At 43.6% G+C, this 19,293-nt stretch carries 17 protein-coding genes; 14 read left to right on the top strand and 3 right to left on the bottom strand.

Annotation, left to right across the window (positions count from 1 at the left end):
• The first annotated feature begins 43 nt into the window (after positions 1–43).
• The 4 genes from K1I80_RS10395 to K1I80_RS10380 all read left to right on the top strand — a co-directional run bounded on the left by K1I80_RS10395 (position 44) and on the right by K1I80_RS10380 (position 2,766).
• Positions 44–1,078, top strand: a complete 1,035-nt coding sequence (locus K1I80_RS10395; protein ID WP_126436055.1) for a SepM family pheromone-processing serine protease — start codon at positions 44–46, stop codon at positions 1,076–1,078.
• A gap of 196 nt (positions 1,079–1,274) precedes the next feature.
• Positions 1,275–1,871 carry a DUF3796 domain-containing protein gene (locus K1I80_RS10390; protein WP_223313971.1) on the top strand — a complete coding sequence of 199 codons (597 nt, stop codon included), beginning with the start codon at positions 1,275–1,277 and terminating at the stop codon, positions 1,869–1,871.
• Positions 1,872–1,873: 2 nt separating this feature from the next.
• Positions 1,874–2,098 carry a helix-turn-helix transcriptional regulator gene (locus K1I80_RS10385; protein WP_002894155.1) on the top strand — a complete coding sequence of 75 codons (225 nt, stop codon included), beginning with the start codon at positions 1,874–1,876 and terminating at the stop codon, positions 2,096–2,098.
• 116 nt (positions 2,099–2,214) lie between these two features.
• Positions 2,215–2,766 carry an ATP-binding protein gene (locus K1I80_RS10380; RefSeq protein WP_125434480.1) on the top strand — a complete coding sequence of 184 codons (552 nt, stop codon included), beginning with the start codon at positions 2,215–2,217 and terminating at the stop codon, positions 2,764–2,766.
• Between the two features lie 61 nt (positions 2,767–2,827).
• Here K1I80_RS10380 and rpmG read toward each other — a convergent pair whose 3' ends face one another.
• Both rpmG and rpmF read right to left on the bottom strand, forming a co-directional pair.
• A complete protein-coding gene (gene rpmG / locus K1I80_RS10375) occupies positions 2,828–2,977 on the bottom strand; it encodes a 50S ribosomal protein L33 (RefSeq protein ID WP_001265622.1) in 150 nt (49 codons plus the stop codon).
• A gap of 15 nt (positions 2,978–2,992) precedes the next feature.
• A complete protein-coding gene (rpmF, locus tag K1I80_RS10370) occupies positions 2,993–3,175 on the bottom strand; it encodes a 50S ribosomal protein L32 (protein WP_002907528.1) in 183 nt (60 codons plus the stop codon).
• Between the two features lie 256 nt (positions 3,176–3,431).
• On the opposite strand from rpmF, the gene ilvD reads away from it, so the two are divergent.
• Entirely contained in the window at positions 3,432–5,135 is a 1,704-nt protein-coding gene (ilvD, locus tag K1I80_RS10365) for a dihydroxy-acid dehydratase (RefSeq protein ID WP_032907459.1), read from the top strand.
• 83 nt (positions 5,136–5,218) lie between these two features.
• Here ilvD and K1I80_RS10360 read toward each other — a convergent pair whose 3' ends face one another.
• A complete protein-coding gene (locus tag K1I80_RS10360) occupies positions 5,219–5,560 on the bottom strand; it encodes a metal-sulfur cluster assembly factor (RefSeq protein WP_002899327.1) in 342 nt (113 codons plus the stop codon).
• A gap of 180 nt (positions 5,561–5,740) precedes the next feature.
• On the opposite strand from K1I80_RS10360, the gene hisS reads away from it, so the two are divergent.
• From hisS to K1I80_RS10315, 9 genes are all read left to right on the top strand, one after another.
• Complete coding sequence (gene hisS, locus K1I80_RS10355; protein WP_223313970.1) at positions 5,741–7,021, top strand: histidine--tRNA ligase; 1,281 nt, start codon at positions 5,741–5,743, stop codon at positions 7,019–7,021.
• Between the two features lie 167 nt (positions 7,022–7,188).
• On the top strand, positions 7,189–7,476 hold the full coding sequence (locus tag K1I80_RS10350; protein ID WP_032913686.1) for a WXG100 family type VII secretion target: 288 nt from the start codon (positions 7,189–7,191) through the stop codon (positions 7,474–7,476).
• Between the two features lie 224 nt (positions 7,477–7,700).
• The gene (esaA, locus tag K1I80_RS10345; protein ID WP_223313982.1) at positions 7,701–10,640 is read left to right on the top strand and encodes a type VII secretion protein EsaA; all 2,940 of its coding nucleotides are present in this window, start codon (positions 7,701–7,703) and stop codon (positions 10,638–10,640) included.
• Between the two features lie 6 nt (positions 10,641–10,646).
• Complete coding sequence (essA, locus tag K1I80_RS10340) at positions 10,647–11,105, top strand: type VII secretion protein EssA (RefSeq protein WP_223313969.1); 459 nt, start codon at positions 10,647–10,649, stop codon at positions 11,103–11,105.
• Between the two features lies 1 nt (position 11,106).
• Entirely contained in the window at positions 11,107–11,346 is a 240-nt protein-coding gene (locus tag K1I80_RS10335; protein WP_002894139.1) for an EsaB/YukD family protein, read from the top strand.
• A 1-nt stretch (position 11,347) separates the two neighbouring features.
• Positions 11,348–12,607: a type VII secretion protein EssB gene (essB, locus tag K1I80_RS10330; RefSeq protein WP_075202709.1), complete on the top strand. Its 1,260-nt coding sequence runs from the start codon at positions 11,348–11,350 to the stop codon at positions 12,605–12,607.
• Positions 12,608–12,609: 2 nt separating this feature from the next.
• Positions 12,610–17,013, top strand: a complete 4,404-nt coding sequence (essC, locus tag K1I80_RS10325; RefSeq protein WP_223339042.1) for a type VII secretion protein EssC — start codon at positions 12,610–12,612, stop codon at positions 17,011–17,013.
• A gap of 43 nt (positions 17,014–17,056) precedes the next feature.
• Entirely contained in the window at positions 17,057–17,494 is a 438-nt protein-coding gene (locus tag K1I80_RS10320) for a hypothetical protein (RefSeq protein WP_002908246.1), read from the top strand.
• Between the two features lie 20 nt (positions 17,495–17,514).
• On the top strand, positions 17,515–19,293 hold a 1,779-nt coding region (locus tag K1I80_RS10315), incomplete at its 3' end, for a hypothetical protein (protein ID WP_223314006.1).

The following is a 19,293-nucleotide window of genomic DNA, read 5'->3' as shown; positions in this document are numbered from 1 at the left end:
GTCGCAAGTCCAGACAATACTTGATAGAAACAAGAGGAAGGATATGAAATCAGTAACAAGAATTTTAATAACAGCTTTGGTGTTAACTGGGATTGGCTTTATCCCCCTACCTTATCAAGTGGAGACCTTGAGACCGGCTTTGAATGCCAAAGACTTTGTCCAAGTTCAAGGAGGAACTAATCAAGGAAAAGGTCAAATCTATGTCATGGCTGTCGGCGTTTCCGATGCTCGGGTGTTCAGTCTCTTTTTGACTTTGCTGCCTAATTACAGGCTGGAAACAGAGTATGTCTCTGTACCTGAAAACTATTTTGATAAGGAGAAGGGACGGGAAGAGCGAGAGAACAGCACTATGGGATCTTCCCATCTCAATGCCTTACAGGTAGCTTATCAAGCATCCGGTCATACTGTTGAGATTAGACATAAAGAGATTTTTGTGGATGCTGTCAGCCAAGAGACGCCGTTAGCTCAGGAGCTGCAGAAAGGCGATGTGATTTTAAAGATTGACAATCAGACTTACACTAGTCCATACGACATCGTTGATCAGATGGAACAGCGGACAGTCGGCGATGTGGTATCAATTGAGTACAGCCGTAATGGTGTAATCGGTTTGGCTAGCGGTCCTGTGATTGTGGATGAGACAACTGGTAAGCCTGGTTTGGGGATTGCATTGGGTTCTAAAGCCAGTGTTGCCATGAATCCTCTGACCAAGTTTAAGAGCAACGGTGTGGCAGGCCCCTCTGGTGGACTCATGTTCAGTTTGGAGCTGTACAATCAGCTCGTGTCTGAAGACATTACCAAAGGAAAAGCTATTGCTGGTACTGGAACGATTGACCACAAGGGAAATGTTGGCCGGATTGGCGGGATAGAGATGAAGGTCATGGCTGCAGATAAGGCAGGCGCTGAGATTTTCTTTGTTCCTGATGACACCATTGACGCCGATATTGCCCAGTACAACCCCAAGCTGCGCTCTAACTACCATGAGGCACTTCGTGCTTCTATCAAAATCAAGAGTAAAATGAAAATCGTCCCTGTCAAAACCTTCAACGAAGCTTTGAACTATCTCAGAGAGATGGAATAAGGGACTTTGCTATTCTTGAATAATCAATAAAAACATAGGACCTTGCTGGTTATTTATCTGGCCAGGGCTTTTATGATAAAATTTTTTCAAAAAATTGACACCTTGGCACATAAATTCTTGCTTTCCAAATTGAAGTGTGATATATTTATAACATAAAGAGTGTTAAATATTTCTAACATAAGGAAAGGAGTCTATCATGAAAAAAAGTCAAAAAACGGGCGGCCTCATTGCGATGATTGCCGCAGCTCTCTTTATTGATTTTACTGTTTTATTTGGTTCTAATCTTAGTTGGGGACCCAAGTTAGTTATTGCTGGTATTTCAGTGTTAGGTCAGATTGTAGCTATTTGGGGCTGGCTGCACATGAAACCATGGCCTCATAAGAGTCAGAAAGGTAAGGGAAAGACTATTTTTGACTTGTCTGCTAAGCTTTACACGATGCTTTTGTTTGCAGCAACCATTTTTTATACAGTAGGAATTTGGGTTGCGACCCCAAGCGAAGGATCCAGTATTAAGGAATGGATTTTGGGAGTCGGCCTCGTTATTGAAGCGATTGTATTTGGTTTTTTCTCTTTGAAAAATGTCAAGGAAACTCCAGACGAACGCTTCTATGCTAATCTAGCTAAGGCAGCTAGCTTGATGTTTGTTTTTATACTAGGCGCACTGATAATCCTAGCAGTTATCATTGGGTACATGGGTTCTCTCACTCTTTACATGGGCCAGTTCTTTATTAGCATAGCTGCCTTGATTTGCATCTTTGCGGTTGTCTATCTTATTTTGGAACGGAGAGGATAACCATGGCCAAAGAAAGCAAGATTATCACTAATCTCAAATCTGTTCGTGAGTCCATGGGCATGACCCAGCAGGAGTTAGCCGACCGCATCGGCATGCGGCGCGAGACAATTCTGCACTTGGAAAATAACCGTTACAATCCTTCGCTGGAAATGGCTCTCAAAATTGCTCAAGTTTTTAATCTGAAAGTAGAAGATCTCTTTGAACTCAGACAGAAAGAGGAGGCATAATTCTTTTCGAGACCTGCTAGTGACATAAACCAGAATACTCTAGGCAGTTTGCTGCTTAGAGTATTCAATTTGTATATGAATCATCGTTTTTATCTTTTTCCAAAAAATGCTATAATATGAGCAAGTATGTAGAGTATAGAGGTATTAGGTTGGAAAATTGTGTTTATATCATTTCGGGTCCTCCAGGTGTTGGAAAAAGCAGTGTCAGTAAAGAATTAGCCTATTCTTTTGACAAGAGTGCTGTGATAGAAGGCGACATGATTTATTTAATGGTTAAAAGCGGCTTAGTAGCACCTTGGGAAGACGATGGCTACTACATGGATTTATTCTGGGACAATATCATTAGTCTTACCAGCAATTTACTTAATAGAAGCATGACTATCATCATAGACTATGTCATATTCGAGGAACAAATCAAAAAAATTACAGATTTTTTAAAGGCCAGACAAACAAGATTAAAATACTGTGTATTGCTGGCAGAAGAAGAAAAGCTTAAAGAAAGGGACCTATTCAGAAATGAAATAGAAAGAACGGGTGACTTATCAATCAAATCTAGAAAAGAGTTTCTAGCTAAAAATATTACTCAGGAGCATTTCCTTTATACGGATCAGTTAGATATCAGAGAAACTGTGAATCTCATAAAAACAGAAGATCGATTTTTTGTTTAAGAACGAATAAAAGAAAAAAAGCCTTTGAAATACTGATTTCAAAGGCTTTTCTTTATCTCAATTATTTAACTTCTGTAAACACAACGTGCTTGCGAAGTTTTGGTGAGTATTTCTTCAATTGAAGACGGTCTGGTGTGTTGCGTTTGTTTTTAGAAGTAAGGTACAAGCGTTCACCAGATTCTTTGTGTTCAAGTGTGATATTTACGCGCATGGTAGCTCCCTTCTATTATTCTTCTGCAGCAGCTTTGGCAATCTTACGGCCCTTGTAGTATCCTTTAAGGGATACACGGTGAGAGCGTGAGTAATCACCAGTAGTTTCGTCAAAAGTTACAGTTGGAGCTGTCACTTTGTAGTGAGTGCGGCGTTTGTTTTTCTTCGCTTTGGAAGTGCGACGTGCAGGTACTGCCATTGTTTGTTTCTCCTTTTAGATTGTGAATTCGATTCAATTTGATGATTTTCATCAACTTTAACAGTATAACAAAACTTTTTTGTAAAGTAAAGTTACTTGACAGATTTTTTTCTTCTTTTTGCTTGATAGGAAAAAGTTTCAAATTCGCCTCTATATTTTTCCCAATCTTCTGAAAATTTAAAAATTTTCCTCTGTAAAATATAGCCTAAGTGTGGTATAATAAAGCACAAAGATTACTGTAATGAAAGGGAAAGCTATGACAGATAAGGATATTCGTCACAGAAGTAAGATTTATGACAGTATGGTTAAATCTCCTAACCGTGCCATGCTTCGCGCGACGGGGATGACTGATAAAGATTTTGAAACGCCTATTGTTGGGGTGATTTCCACTTGGGCGGAAAATACACCTTGTAACATCCATTTGCATGACTTGGGCAAGCTAGCCAAGGAAGGCATTAAAGCAGAGGGCGCTTGGCCTGTTCAGTACGGGACTATTACGGTTGCAGACGGGATTGCCATGGGGACGCCAGGGATGCGCTTCTCTCTGACCTCACGCGACATCATCGCAGATTCCATCGAGGCTGCAATGGGTGGGCATAACGTGGATGCCTTTGTAGCTATCGGAGGCTGTGATAAAAATATGCCTGGCTCTATGATTGCTATTGCTAACATGGATATTCCTGCTATCTTTGCCTATGGCGGAACGATTGCACCGGGGAATCTGGACGGCAAGGACATTGACTTGGTTTCTGTCTTTGAAGGAATTGGAAAATGGAACCATGGCGACTTGACAGCTGAGGAAGTGCGCCGCATTGAATGTAATGCCTGCCCTGGCCCTGGTGGCTGTGGCGGTATGTACACGGCCAATACTATGGCGACTGCTATTGAAGTTCTGGGAATGAGCCTGCCAGGATCGTCTTCTCACCCTGCTGAGTCCAAGGACAAGCAAGAGGATATCGAAGCAGCCGGCCGTGCTGTTGTAAAAATGCTGAAAATGGGGCTGAAGCCGTCTGATATCTTGACGCGAGAGGCCTTTGAGGATGCAATTACAGTGACCATGGCTCTGGGTGGTTCTACTAATGCTACCCTGCACTTGCTGGCCATGGCTCATGCGGCCAATGTTGAGCTGACACTGGATGACTTTAATGTCATTCAAGAGAAAGTACCGCATTTGGCTGACTTGAAACCGTCAGGTCAGTATGTCTTCCAAGACCTTTATGAGGTTGGTGGAGTGCCGGCTGTGATGAAATATCTCTTGGCGAACGGCTTCCTTCATGGTGACCGCATTACTTGTACAGGTAAGACTGTGGCAGAGAATCTGGCAGAATTTGCTGATCTGACACCAGGTCAAAAAGTCATTATGCCGCTTGAAAATCCAAAACGTGCAGACGGTCCATTGATCATCTTGCATGGTAATCTGGCTCCAGATGGTGCTGTTGCTAAGGTTTCTGGTGTTAAAGTACGCCGTCACGTCGGACCAGCCAAGGTCTTTGACTCAGAAGAAGCTGCTATTGATGCGGTACTGGCCGATGAAGTAGTAGATGGCGATGTGGTTGTAGTTCGCTACGTTGGTCCAAAGGGTGGCCCTGGTATGCCAGAAATGCTGTCACTTTCGTCTATCATCGTAGGGAAAGGTCAAGGAGACAAGGTGGCTCTTCTAACAGATGGTCGCTTCTCAGGCGGAACTTACGGCTTGGTTGTCGGACACATTGCTCCGGAAGCTCAGGATGGTGGCCCGATTGCCTATCTTCGTACAGGCGATATGGTCACGGTTGACCAAGACACCAAGGAAATCTCTATGGCAGTCTCTGACGAAGAGTTGGCGAAACGTAAGGCAGAAACGACTATTCCACCGCTTTATAGTCGCGGGGTACTTGGTAAATATGCTCACATGGTTTCCTCTGCCGCTAAAGGTGCTGTTACTGACTTCTGGAAACCAGAAGAAACCGGCAAGAAATAGCCTATATATGAAAAAAAGAACCCGCTAGTTTTTCTAGCGGGTTTGGTGTTTTTGTTTTAAATGCTGATAAACGAATCATCTTCTTATCTAGGACTGATTCCCAGGGCAATGCGGCCGAAGCGGCTGATACGAGTGATTTTCCAAGCAGGAGACCAAGTAACCTCAACAGAGGCACTTTCAATCTCATCGATTTTTTTAAGAGAGTCCATGATGGCGATGGGCAGACTCTCAGCACAATCACAGGCTGTATCGGTAAAGGTCATGACAACCTTGCAGTGGCCATTCTCGTCTAAGTTAATTTCATAAATCAACCCTAAGTTATAGACATCCAGCTCTACATCCGGATCGTAAATACGCTCGAGCTTCTCCACCAATTTATCCTGAATGGCAGCTGCTCGGTCATTGATTTTGATATCGTCTCTCATGGCTATCCCCTTCTATCTGACTTGAATTGTTTTTATTTTCTCACAATTCAGACTTTTTTTCAAGCTATTTTGGAACATGAAAACGGATTTAGTTCTTCCAAACGAAAAATCCCTTTCGGGCTCCTCAAAATGGTGGACTTATGATAGAATATAAGTACTAAAGAAGGCGGAGGTCAGAAGATGAAATTACAAAAACCTAAAGGAACTCAGGACATTCTTCCTCAGGAATCAGCCAAGTGGCAGTATGTAGAAGACTTTGCCCGCAAGACATTTAAAAAATACAATTACGGCGAAATCCGCACGCCGATTTTTGAGCACTATGAAGTCATTAGCCGCTCGGTCGGGGATACGACAGACATTGTGACCAAGGAAATGTATGACTTCTATGACAAGGGCGACCGCCATATCACGCTGCGTCCAGAGGGGACAGCACCCGTGGTGCGTTCTTATGTAGAGAATAAACTTTTTGCTCCTGAAGTGCAAAAGCCTGTCAAAGTCTACTACATGGGCTCTATGTTCCGCTATGAGCGGCCTCAGGCTGGCCGTCTGCGGGAGTTTCACCAGATTGGTGCAGAGTGCTTTGGATCTAGTAATCCTGCTACAGATGTAGAAATGATTGCCATGGCGGCTCAATTTTTCAAGGATATTGGCATTACCAATGTCAGCTTGGAGCTTAACTCGCTGGGGAATCCTGAGAGCAGAGCTGCTTACCGCCAGGCCTTGATTGATTATCTGACTCCACTGAAGCCTAGCCTATCAGCAGATAGCCAACGTCGCTTGGAGGAGAATCCGCTGCGCGTGCTGGATTCTAAAGAGCCCGAGGACAAGGCGGCTGTAGAAGGTGCTCCGTCTATTCTGGACTATCTGGATGAGGAGAGCAGTACCTACTTTGCGGCCGTTCGTTCCATGCTAGAGACCTTACAGATTCCTTATGTCATCAATACCAACATGGTCCGTGGCTTGGACTACTATAATCACACAATTTTCGAGTTTACAACAGAGGTGGCTGGCAGTCAGCTGACCATTTGTGCTGGTGGCCGTTATGATGGGCTGGTTGCTTACTTTGGCGGACCTGAAACGCCAGGTGTTGGCTTTGGTATGGGCTTAGAACGTCTACTTCTCGTACTTGACAAGCAAGGAGTAGAGCTGCCGATTGAAACCGCTCTGGATGTCTATGTAGCTGTTTTAGGAGCTGGTGCCAATGGCAGAGCTTTGGAGTTAGTGCAGGCTCTCCGCGCACAAGGATTTGCGGTAGAAAGGGATTATCTTGACCGCAAGCTCAAGGCTCAGTTTAAGTCGGCTGACATCTTTAAAGCCAAAACTCTTATCACCTTGGGGGAAAGCGAAGTGGGGAGCGGTCAGGTGACTGTTAAGAACAATCATAATCGTGAGGAGATTACTGTTAGTCTAGACCAAATCCAAGAAAACTATCAGCTTATTTTTGAGAAATTGGGGTTTTAAAGGCTTGAGCCCAACAGACAAAAACGTTATAGTATCAGGTGTTTGAATGAATTTGGTCGACAACTTGTCAATATATTTTCTAAAAAAATATTTTTAAAAGCTTGAAACCTAAAGTGATTGTTGATATAATGTTTTTGTTGTATAAATTTGCTAAAGGAGAAACAACTATGGCACAAATTAAATTAACTCCAGAAGAACTTCGTACATCTGCAAACAGATACACTGAAGGTTCTGAAAATGTAACTCAAGTTTTGACCACATTGACTAATGAACAAGCAATTATTGCTGATAACTGGGATGGTTCTGCATTTGATAGCTTTGAAGCACAATTCAATGAATTGTCTCCAAAAATCAAAGAATTTGCACAATTGCTCCAAGATATCAATGCTCAGTTGATTAAAGTTGCTGACATCGTTGAGCAAACTGACCAAGATATCGCTGCACAAATTCACTAATTTTGTTATAACGGCTTTAGGAAGGCGAGAGCCTTCCTATTTTTGTAAAGATTAAATATGAAAAAATGGCGGTTTCTTTCATATCAAATAAGAAAACTGCTACAATGTCAAGACAAGCTCTAACAATCTGGATCAGTATTTGAATTAGAATGTTAGGGCTATCTGTGTCTTTTTTGAGTGCTCCTTATGTAAAAAAATAAATGAAGAAAAAAGAAAAAGTATCCATGGGAAATAAAAAATTATTTAAATATATAGGAAATGTTGTTTTAGTCATCGCCTTGCTGGCAGCAGTGGTGACGCTGAATGTAGCAGTGCAGAAGAATACAAGCAGTGCTAGAGATAGCAAGCTCAGAACGGACCAAAAAACTAAGCTTAATGTCGCGGTTGTCAATGAGGATCGGGCTGTTAAGGTTGACAAGAAAGAGTATAATCTTGGAGCTAGCTATGTCAAAAATCTAGAACGGGATGACTCTCAAAACTGGTATATTGTGACGCGTGGAGCTGCAGATGCTGGCCTGGAAAATGGGAAATATCAACTGGTCGTGACGATTCCAAGTGACTTTTCAGAGAAAGTGCTAGATGTCAATGCTATCAGTGCTGATCGGACAATCGTTACTTATAAGGTCAATGCTGCGGGAAATCAGCAGATTGAAAATGAAGCCAATAATCTAGCTAAGGATATTATCGCGGATCTGAATAGCCAGTTGGTTGATATGTATATGGCTAGCATCCTGAGCAATCTATATGTAGCACAGCAAAACGTGCAGGCTAGTTCAGAGGTGCGCTCTACCAACATTGGTAGCTACCGGACAAATCTGCTGGACTCAGCTATTGGCTCTAAGAATATCTTCCCAACATTGGTTAGTATGTCTGCCTCATCTGTCGAAGCCAATAACTCTCTGAAGACGACTCTGGAAACTTATGCTAAGGCTTTCGATGACTTGGATAACTCTCAGGCGACTTATGGGAAGAATTTTGATAGTCTTCTCAAACAGCGGGTCAGTGATCAGGCTAGTTACGAAGATTTCATGAAACAGCTGATTGCGATGGATCGTCAGCTTTTGGCAAATGAAACTGAGACGCTTTATAATAGTTTGAGCGAATCGCAACAAAAATTGACTGCACAGCTTGAGCTTTCCAAAAAACAATCTAGTGATGATTCAGACGATAATAATAATCAGCTAAATCAAAATCAATCTGATAATGTCAGCAAGCAACTAGAGCAGTTAGAAGCTGCCTTAAAAGCAGAACGTGGGCAATTAGATGTCCATAAACAACAGATTAAGGACTTTGTTGATAATAAATTAAGAACCTACTATGGTGTTGAAGAAGGCAAGCCTATTACTCTTAGCGCAGTGTTAGGAGATGCTATAATAAGCTACGATGCTTCTTTGAAGGCACAAATAGCTGAAGCAGTAAAAGCTTTGCCAGCTTCTCAACCAACAGAGGTGAAATTCGGATTGCCTGTTCCTGCTCTTGACTATTCAACCATTTCGCAATTTGGAACACCACAAGGAAATGGAAGTGCTGAGTTAGACAATCTGGCAGCAGTGGCAGAGAAAGCGGCTAGCTCTACAACTGGCCCAGTTAATAGCCAGCTTGGAAAGGCTACTTTGTCGGTTACTCCACCAACTGGTGTAACAATTAAAACTATTACATACAATGGTGAAACAGTAACAAATGGGCAAGAAATTAATTTAGCTGAAGGCGCTAATTTTAATGTGCAGTTCAATGTAACTAATGATGCTGCAGCCACTTCAGTTGACAGCTCAATTGATATTTCTCTGAATGGTATTAAGGTTGCAAGTGCGCCGGTGAATGTAGAGGATGCACAAAAAGCGGCAGCGGCATATGGAGCTAAAGTACAGGAGATTTCTTCTGCCTATCAACACGCTATGTCTTTAATCCAAGCTTATAATTCTTTTGATGAGTTAAAAAATAAAGATGTGTCTGAATCTTTATCAAAGCTTTTAGTACAGGCGGTTGAATCTAATCTGGGTGCTTATGAAAATAGTTTGTCTGATAGTAAAGATGGTAAGCCTGAGAATAGTGTCAAAGGGAAGTTGGATACAACAATTAGTCTCCTTGAGAGTAAGATTAACGATATCAAAGGGACTAACTCTGATCTCACAGAAGAGATTGAAGCTCAACTCAAACTTTATGATGATGTCAAAAAGAAATTGAAAGGTATCTCTGCATCTCGAGAATCCTCTACGGATGCACTGAAAAAGACGGATGCTGATTTGTCATCTCTGAATTCAGAATTCTCATCCTTGCTGTCTTCAACTTCTGGCGTTAAGTCTTCTTCACAGACCAATGTGCAGGCAGCTGATAGTGTCAACCAGATCTTCAGCAGCTTCAATCGTGAGCTGGAAAATGCGCAAGGAACGACAGAGAAACTATCTGCGAATGCTGAAAGCTTGATGGGGCAATTCAATAAGGAATTGGAGGATAATGGCAACTTTGTGGAGTCCTTTGTCAAGGTTCTTAATAATGCCTATGAAAACGGGGTTCCTAATGAAGTATTGTTGGACTTCCTATCTAATCCAGTTGCTCAGTCTTCTTCATCTGTCAAAGCGACTGTCAATGTTTACCGTCCATTTACTTGGATTCTCTTGTTGGAGATTGTCAGTCTCTTTACGGCCTATCTCTTTGCAACGCAAAATATTGTGCGCAAGGTTAAAGACCGCTTTAAGCTTAATAAACTACAAGATACAGATATTACGACTGTGGGCATCCTAGGCTTCCTGTCTCTGACGATTGGGCTAGTTATTGGGATTGTCTCCAGCATGCAGCTTCACATCGGCAAGGAATATGTTCCATCTTGGGTCTTGTTGATTGTGGTTGCTAGCTTTGTCTTGATTCAGGGGCAGTATTTGTTCCTCAAGCATCTGCGCGTGATGGGTATGGGATTAGCTTTCTTCATGATTATCAGCTTTGTCTACCTGTCTAGTGCCATTGGTACGACCGCTAGCTTGACTGGCTTCTCAGCCTTTATCAAGAGCTTGAATGCCTTGTCTGTGCTAGAAGGCATGCTGTCAGGTTACTTTGACGGCAAGACCGCTGGCTTCTTTGCCATCTTTGGTTTGATTGTCTTGCTGGCTCTGCTAGTTGCAGCTAATATCTTTATCAAGACTAGAACATTAAAAACTGAGGAAGTTTAAAAGAGTATGAAAAGAATTCTGTTTTTATTCCTACTCCTAGGTTCGTTTGCGGTGACGGCTGTTGCCGCAGATGAGCTGAAGGATAATCGTCTGCAGATAGATAATTCGCGGATTGAAAAAGAGCAAGAACTGAACTTTGGTGCACAATCGGAAGGCACCAAGTCTCTTTTCGTTGCTGAAAATCAGGAAAAAATTCAGGAAATGAAGCAGTATCAAAATAAACAGTTGGCCACAGAAGCGGGACAACTGTTTTCTGCTATACAGGGGCCGACGGATATTTACCATTCCAAGGAGCTTTTTCAGCCGGGAACGGAAAAATTGTCCAAGCTGCAGACGAGTTTGAAAAGTGATGAAGAAAGCAGCTGGGATGATTTTCTGCCAGGAGTGGTCTACTTTGTAGCAGCCACGCTCTTGGTCAGTATGACTGTCTTTGTCAGCTATCGTATCAGTAAGGGAGAAATATAACATGGAAGGACATATCAACATCACCCTCCGTTTGCGGGATAAGGACGTGGATATTCGTATTCCTAAGCGAATTGAGGTCCGTCGCTTCATTCGGGAGATTGATCAGATTTTCAATATCGAAGGAAAGCGCCATAAGTATCAGCTGCGGATTATTAACAAAGGGTTGATACTGGATGAGGGCAAGGTTTTGGCTGATTATCCAGTCACAACGGGAGATTTAGTAGAGATTGAGGAGATTTAAGGTGACTGAGGAAAAATTTGTATTTGCTGAACAAGAGTTTATCTATGAAAAAAATGACAAGAATTGGAGCCTAACACTGAAGCGTTCGGATGTGGCAACGCAGGATTTGCGGGAGCTCTTGCTTTTGGACCTGCACCATCCGCTTTTCTTGGAGCAGGAGACTAAGGCCGACCATGATAGTGTCTATTTCACCTATCAGATTGAGCCTTTGGGGCTGTCCAAGGAAGAGATTGAAAAGCGCACGATTTCTGAGCGGATTCGTCTGGCTCTCAATGTTTTTGCTCTAGAAGCGGCACTGGAATTGCCAGTTACTTTTTTGCTGCATCCTAGCAATCTCTTTATTACTAAGGATGCACAGGCGAAGATTGCTTATCGCGGAGTTCCCGGTATCATGACACCTCAGGCTATTTCTCGGGAGGACTTTTTGCGTCAGGCTAAGTGCTTTGCGGTGACGCTCTTTGCAGATCTGGACTTTATGGAGCTTTACAAGGGCTCGTTAGAGCTAGAAACTCTGCCAGATTTCCTAGTGGAGCTGCGTGAGGCTGACAGTCTGGAAGATGCGGTTGCTGTTTTGGAGAAATCCTATCAGGAAAAGGCTGCAGAAGAAGCAGAGAAGCAGACACTGGTCTCTAAGCGCCAGCATAAGATTTTCAAACTGGCGACCATCTGGCTGACAGCAGCTGTTGTAATTTTGACCATTCCTTTGATTTATCTGATTTTCATACAGAATCCGTTCAAGGAAAAGCTGTTGCAGGCGGATACTGCCTTTATCAAAGTGGACTACAGCAAGGTCATCGATGAGCTGGAGGGAATCTCTCCTAAGAGTTTGCCGAATACACAGAAATATGAACTGGCCTACTCTTATATCCAGGGGCTGGAATTTTCCGATGATCAGCGTAAGGTCATCCTGAACAATGTCACACTAAAATCAGATGATTTGTATCTCAATTACTGGATTCAAGTTGGACGTAATGATTTTGAAGATGCTTTGGACACAGCCAAACGGATTAATGACTCAGATCTGATTATTTATGCCTTGACGCAGGAGATGAAAAAGGTTCGTGAGGACGATAGTTTGTCTGGTAAGGATCGGGAGACTAAGCTTGAGTCTTTGGAAGGCGAGTATAAGAAATACTGGGATAGCCGCAAGGAGCTTTTGACTGGTGATTCTAGCTCAAGCGCTTCTGGCGAGGAAGGTTCTTCAGGAGCAAGCTCTTCCTCCAGCAGTGAAGCGTCGTCTAGCAGTAGCGCGAAGGAGTAAGTATGAGCAAGACAATCATCATCTATACAGACCATCTGCGCTATGAGCTGCAGCTGACAGAGGACAAGAAAGTTCTCTTAGCAGCTAGTGAGAAGGCCCAGCTTTACCTGCCTCATCAGGAGACTCCTATCCAGCTTCAGCTAGCTGAAGGGCAAGTCTTTTATCAGATGGGGGAAGAAACGGGTGTCGTAACTGACGGTCTGACCTTGGGTAATCTCACCTTGTATCAATCTGATTCAGAACCGGCTGTTTATGACCTACTGGACAGAAAAGAGTTACTCATCAGCGACCAGAAGGGCGCAGCCATCAGTCTGGAAGCGACTTTGGAGTTGCTCTTGAAGCGAACAAATGATTCTTGGTTTTTAACCAAGATGCGAGGTCAAGTTTATCTCAATCACGTTGAGTGGACGGGAGACCAAATCCAGCTGGAGGCCGGTGACGAGCTAAGCTTGGAAGGTATCTGCCTCAAGGTCTATCCAGAAGAAATCTGGGTGACGGGTCCAGCTACGGTCAGTTCTAACCTGACCTTGCGGGGCGCTTCTCGCCATGGTTTTTATCCAGACTATCCAGACTATCACCGCTCACCGCGGATTATCTATCGGAGTTCAGAGGACAAGATCCAGATTGCTCCGCCAAGCAAGGAGCCTCAAAAGCCCAATGATGAACTCTTGAGACTGATTGTGCCGCCACTTCTCATGGTTGGGGTGACGGTGCTAATTACACTGGTTCAGCCGCGGGGGATTTATATCCTCGTTACGGTGACGATGTCAATCGCCAGTGCTATCTTTTCGGTTCGAGGTTTCTTCAAAAACCGCAAGAAGTTCAAGGAAGACAAGAAAGAGCGCATCGATCTTTATCACCTCTATTTAAAAGACAAGGCTATTGAGCTGAACAAGCTGGAACGTGAGCAGCGTGATGGCATGCTCTATCATTTCCCAAACATTAACGAATTGACGGGTCTGGTGACAGACTACAGCCACCGCATCTACGAGAAGACACCGCTGCACTTTGACTTTCTTTACTATCGCTTGGGGCTTGGACAGGTGCCAACCTCTTATAAGCTGACCTACGGTCAAGAGGAGCGGAGCGGAAAGAAAGATGCGCTGGAAGAGGAGGGCTATGCTCTCTACACTCGGCATAAGAAAATTCCTGATCTTCCTATCGTGGCTAATCTCAGCCATGGGCCGGTCGGCTATATAGGTCCGCGCAATCTAGTCCTGGAACAGCTCCAGCTCTTGGTCATGCAGTTAGCGGTCTTTCACTCCTACCACGATGTGCAGGTGATTACCATCATGCCAGAGGAGGAGCGCGACCAGTGGGATTGGCTGCGCTGGCTGCCGCATGCGACTCTGCAAGAACTGAACGTCCGTGGCTTTGTCTATAATCAACGGACGCACGATCAGGTCCTAAACAGTCTCAACCAGATCCTGAAACTACGCAAGGCTCAGAAGGAAGAAGCGAACCGGCAGGAGACAACACTCTACAGTCCTCACTATGTGGTATTGGTCACAGATGAAAAGCTTATTCTCGACCATATCATCATGGAGTTCTTCACAGAGGATCCGACTGACCTGGGCTGCTCACTAATTTTCGTGCAGGATGTGATGAGCTCTCTGTCTGAGAATATTAAGACGGTTGTCAATATCAAGGACCGCAACACTGGGCAGCTGGTCATGGAAGAGGGAATCCTCAGAGAGATTGACTTCCGCTTGGATCATTTCCCAGAAGGCTATGACAAGGAGCGAATCGCTCGGACCTTGGCGCCACTCAACCACTTACAGAATCTCAAGAGCTCAATCCCTGATACTGTAACCTTTATGGAGATGTATGGGGCAGAGACCTTCTCAGACCTGCAAGTCTTGCAAAAGTGGCAACAGAATGCGCCTTATAAGAGCTTGGCGGTGCCTATCGGCCTGCGGGGGAAAGAAGATCTGGTCTACCTCAACCTGCATGAAAAAGCTCATGGACCGCACGGGCTGATTGCCGGGACAACGGGATCAGGTAAGTCAGAGACTATCCAATCCTATATCCTGAGTCTGGCTGTCAACTTCCACCCGCACGATGTGGCCTTCCTGCTCATCGACTACAAGGGTGGGGGAATGGCCAACCTCTTCAAGAACCTGCCTCATCTCTTGGGGACCATTACCAACTTGGACGGGGCCCAATCCATGCGGGCGCTGGCTTCCATCAATGCGGAGATTCACCGTCGGGAGCGGCTCTTTAGAGAGTTTGAAGTCAATCATATCAACCAATATCAAAAGAAATTTAAAAACGGGGAAGCAACCGAACCTCTGCCCCATCTCTTCCTCATCTCGGATGAGTTCGCAGAGCTCAAGGTCAACCAGCCTGACTTTATCAAGGAGCTGGTATCTATCGCTCGGGTCGGACGTTCCCTTGGGGTCCACTTGATCCTGGCTACTCAGAAGCCCTCTGGGGTGGTGGATGACCAGATCTGGTCCAACTCCCGCTTTAAGCTGGCGCTCAAGGTAGCAGACCGGACGGACTCGATGGAAATGCTTAAGACGCCAGATGCGGCGGAGATTACCCAGACAGGCCGGGCCTATCTGCAGGTCGGCAATAATGAAGTCTATGAACTCTTCCAGTCAGCCTGGTCAGGGGCAGACTATCAGCCGGATAAGGATGAGATGGGAATTGAAGACCATACCATCTACCTGATCAACGACCTAGGCCAATACGAGGTGCTCAATCAAGACCTGTCAGGTCTTGACTTAGCCGAGGATATCAAGGAAGTACCGACAGAGCTGGAGGCTATTGTCAGTCAGATCCAACTACTGACAGAGAGCCAGCAGATTCCACCGGTACCACAGCCATGGCTGCCACCGCTTAAAGAGCGGATGACTCTGCAAGAGTTGGAACCTGTCCAGCCCCAGGAAGCCTGGGAGCAAAAGAAGCCGGTCTCCGTCCTTCTCGGGATGGCGGATATCCCGCAGGCGCAGAAGCAAGAGCCGGTCTCAGTCAATCTGTCTAAGGATGGGCATATCCTGCTCTACGGAAGTCCAGGTACGGGGAAGACAACCTTCCTGCAAAGTGCGGCCATGGACTTGGCTCGCAAGTTCAGTCCCAAAGATGTCACCCTCTACCTAATGGACTTCGGTACCAATGGTCTGGCACCACTGGGGCAATTACCGCAGGTGGCCGATACTTTGCTTCTCGATCAGACGGAGAAGATTGCCAAGTTTGTACGCATCATGGAGCGGGAGCTCAACCGGCGTAAGAAACTTTTGTCCGACTACGGTGTTGGTACCTTGGAGCTCTACCGTCAAGCTAGCGGTCAGCAAGAGCCGGCAATTGTCATCCTGCTGGACAGCTATGAGTCCATGAAGGAAGAGGCCTATGAAGCGGAGCTTTTCAAACTTTTAGTGCGGATTTCCCGTGAAGGTCTCAGCATCGGTGTTCACCTCTTGGTGACAGCGGGCCGTCAATCCAACCTTCGGGCGCAGTTCTATGCCAACTTCAAGCACCAGCTGAGTCTGCCGCAGAATGATGTGGGAGAAGTTCGCTTGATTGTGGGCTCTACTCTACTTGCAGCTACTATGGAAGACATCAAGGGTCGGGCGCTCATGAAGCGTGACGAAGTCGATGTTATCCAGCTGGCTCTGCCAGTAGCAGGTGCCAATGATGCACAAGTCCTCAACAACCTACGTCAGGAAGTCGCTTCTCTCCAAGAAGCTTGGACCGGACAGCGACCAAGTGCCATTCCGATGGTACCAGAGGAGTTGACAGAGGCGGACTTCTACAGCCGAGCTAGTGTCCAAGCAGCTTATGAGCAGGGCTTAGTACCACTAGGATTGGATATGGAGACGGTTGAATCTGTCAATTGGCAGTTAAATAAAGGAAATCTTCTTTATTTAACAGAACAAGAAACTCAAATGATTGCTTTTGTAAATCAAATTCAAAGGGGAATGCAGCGTGTAATTATACTCGCTCCTACTTATCATAATTTAAATGAGCAAAAGAACGTAATCCTAGCGAATGGGGGCCAAAATGTTTCAGAGCTTCTTGAAGATATAGAAAAACGTATTAAAATACGAACTAAGGAACGTAAGAATAATCATGAAGCGACAGTGATAATCTATCAAATGACAGAATTGATGACAGAACTTGATAGTGTGGATCAAGGACGATTAGCTTTTGTCTTAGAGAAAGGATTAAGAGCTGGCTATGCTTCTATTGCAATGACTTCTCCAAATATTATTCGCAGCATAGATGTTGCATCTAAGATTGCAAGAGGCTTTAAACAATCTTTGGTGGCTATGCGTATAAGCGAGCAAACAGTCTTTAGTTCTCTTAACAACCGTCCGATTCGTGAAGGCATCTTAGATTTACAGACTCATTATTATATTCTTGATAATACAGTACACAAGATTAAAGTTTTGATGAAATAACAACATTTATTTAAACTAAATTATAAAATAGAGAGGAAACAAAATGAACGGTTTTAATTATTTATATACCCCTATGACTTTTCCTGGTAATCCTTTTGGAGCATCAGCAGGTTTGAAAGCCAAAAAAGCACGGTTAGAGGCCATCAAGAGTAGGTTAGAAGGATATTCCTGCAATATTGATGATAAGCAAGTAACCAATGCATTGAATGGTTCAATAGGCGCGATTGGAAGTATGACCTTTAGTATTAATGGTGCTCTAGGTAGCGTTGCTGGAGATAAGTACGATGAAGAGCGTAGGCAAGAACAAACGGATATCAAAACTTTATCCACTTTATTGGATACAAAACGTGATACGATGGTTGAATTATTGAAGCTTGAAATCGCCTCTTTAGAAACTCAGATTTCGGCAGCTGTAGCTAGTGAATGGGAAGAATATCGAAATAATAGCTTACTTAAAACGCCAACGTTTAAGACGAAATAGAATAGAGAAGGAGTAGACAGATGAGTTATAGTGTTAAAGCGCATAATTTGGGTGGTATTCAAAGCTATGGAGAATCCATTACGAGTTTTTCAGTTGCACTAACAGCGGCAGCTGCCCAAACACAGCGATCCTTTACAGATCGTGTAGGAGGTCAAAGAGGAGAGGTGATTAATGCCTTTTTTGGTAAATTAAACATTCTGCAGGACCAAGTCTTTCAACAAGCTCCTGAAGTTTTAAAAACTTACGGAGAAGGGGTCTCAGACTTTGGGCATACCGTCCAAGGCCTAGGATTTGGTAATTTTGCCTATACTGATAAAGGAGCTATTGACGGTATTGTTAATACACTAAAAGGCCCTCAGTATGAAGAGATGATTGCCAAGAAAAATGGCTTGAAATCTTTGATGGAAGAAGCGCAAGAGGCACTAGGTTTTGGGACTGTTGATTTCACAGGATATGATGAGAGAGCCCAAGCTTTCATTAATGATGAAGTTAATGCGCGTAACACCACCCATCAAGGCATTTCAGATGCGGATGATGCTTTAAAGAAAGTAGCTGAGACAGGTAAGGCAGCCTTTGAAGATTTAGCTGATACTATTCAAAATGCTCAAGCTGTTATAGGAGTTAGTCCAAAAGTAGTTTATCATGCTATTATGAAAGAAAATCCTATTACGGTAGAACAAGTAGATTATTTAGATATTATCAAGAATGAAGCGGATGCCGAAATTATGGTTGCAGCTTGGAATGACAATCTTGAAAGCACTCATGCCATAGCTTCATCATCTATTAGTGAAAATGGTTATTTGATTATCTCGACTGAGATAGCTATGGCTATGGAACAAGGGAATATAAATAAAATACAACGTTATTTTAATGGCTTTGGGAAGATATCCCCAGAAGAAACAAAAGCTCATATTGAAAATCTAAAAACGGTTAATGATAAGTATGCAGGCAAATTGCAGGCAATTCAAGCAGGTTTGAAAGAAGCTAAATATGATGAAAGCAATCCCGACATGATTGCGATGAAAAAAAGACTGCGAACTTTGAATAAATTTAACGGCCTTCTTCAGTCTGTGGAGGATCTTGGCTTAGGGTCTAGTTCGAGCGAGATTAATAATGGCATGCAAGGAGTTTACAAAAAAAACATTTCTTATGATTTCGAAATAGTAAAATTGGATGATAGTGACAATATTACGTTTAAGGTTACCAAGAATAATTCTCTTGGAGTCCCTGAAACTAAGATATACACAAGTGGTCTTTCAACTACATATTCGGATAAAGCACTTGAAGCTTCTTATAAGGAATTGACTGATATTAAGAAGCAGCAAGCTAGTGAACAAGTGGAGTTTTGGAAGTCTATGGGTGAATGGGCACTAGATCTAGTTCCTGGCGGTAAACCAACAAAGATAGCTATCGGAACCTTTAAAGTCATGTTAAATTCTTTGGATTCCTTTGACAAAGCGACAGCGATTGGCACCGCGAGCGAAGGGTTACCTGATGAGATTACTATTAATGGTAAAAAGATTCCGCTTGAGACTTTCAAGTCCGGTTTTAATAAATTTGTAGAATCTCAACAAACTTATAATGAAAATTTGTCAGAATTAGAAGAAAAAGAGATGGCAGCAAGAAATGATATTGTGAGAGGTTTTACCAATAAAGGGGCTTGGAAGATGGAAGAAAATAATGTACCAGATTTTGATTTATGGAAAGGCTACACCCCTGCACATAACACCAATACTATGAAGGTAGATGCGACTCATTATTATGATTACGATGCTTATATGCGTGAGCAATACTTGGAT

Source organism: Streptococcus sanguinis (genome assembly GCF_019929225.1).
GTDB classification, from domain to species: Bacteria; Bacillota; Bacilli; order Lactobacillales; family Streptococcaceae; genus Streptococcus; species Streptococcus sanguinis_J.
The sequence above is the reverse complement of the archived record's forward strand: the minus strand, read 5'-3'. Positions and strand labels throughout refer to the sequence as shown.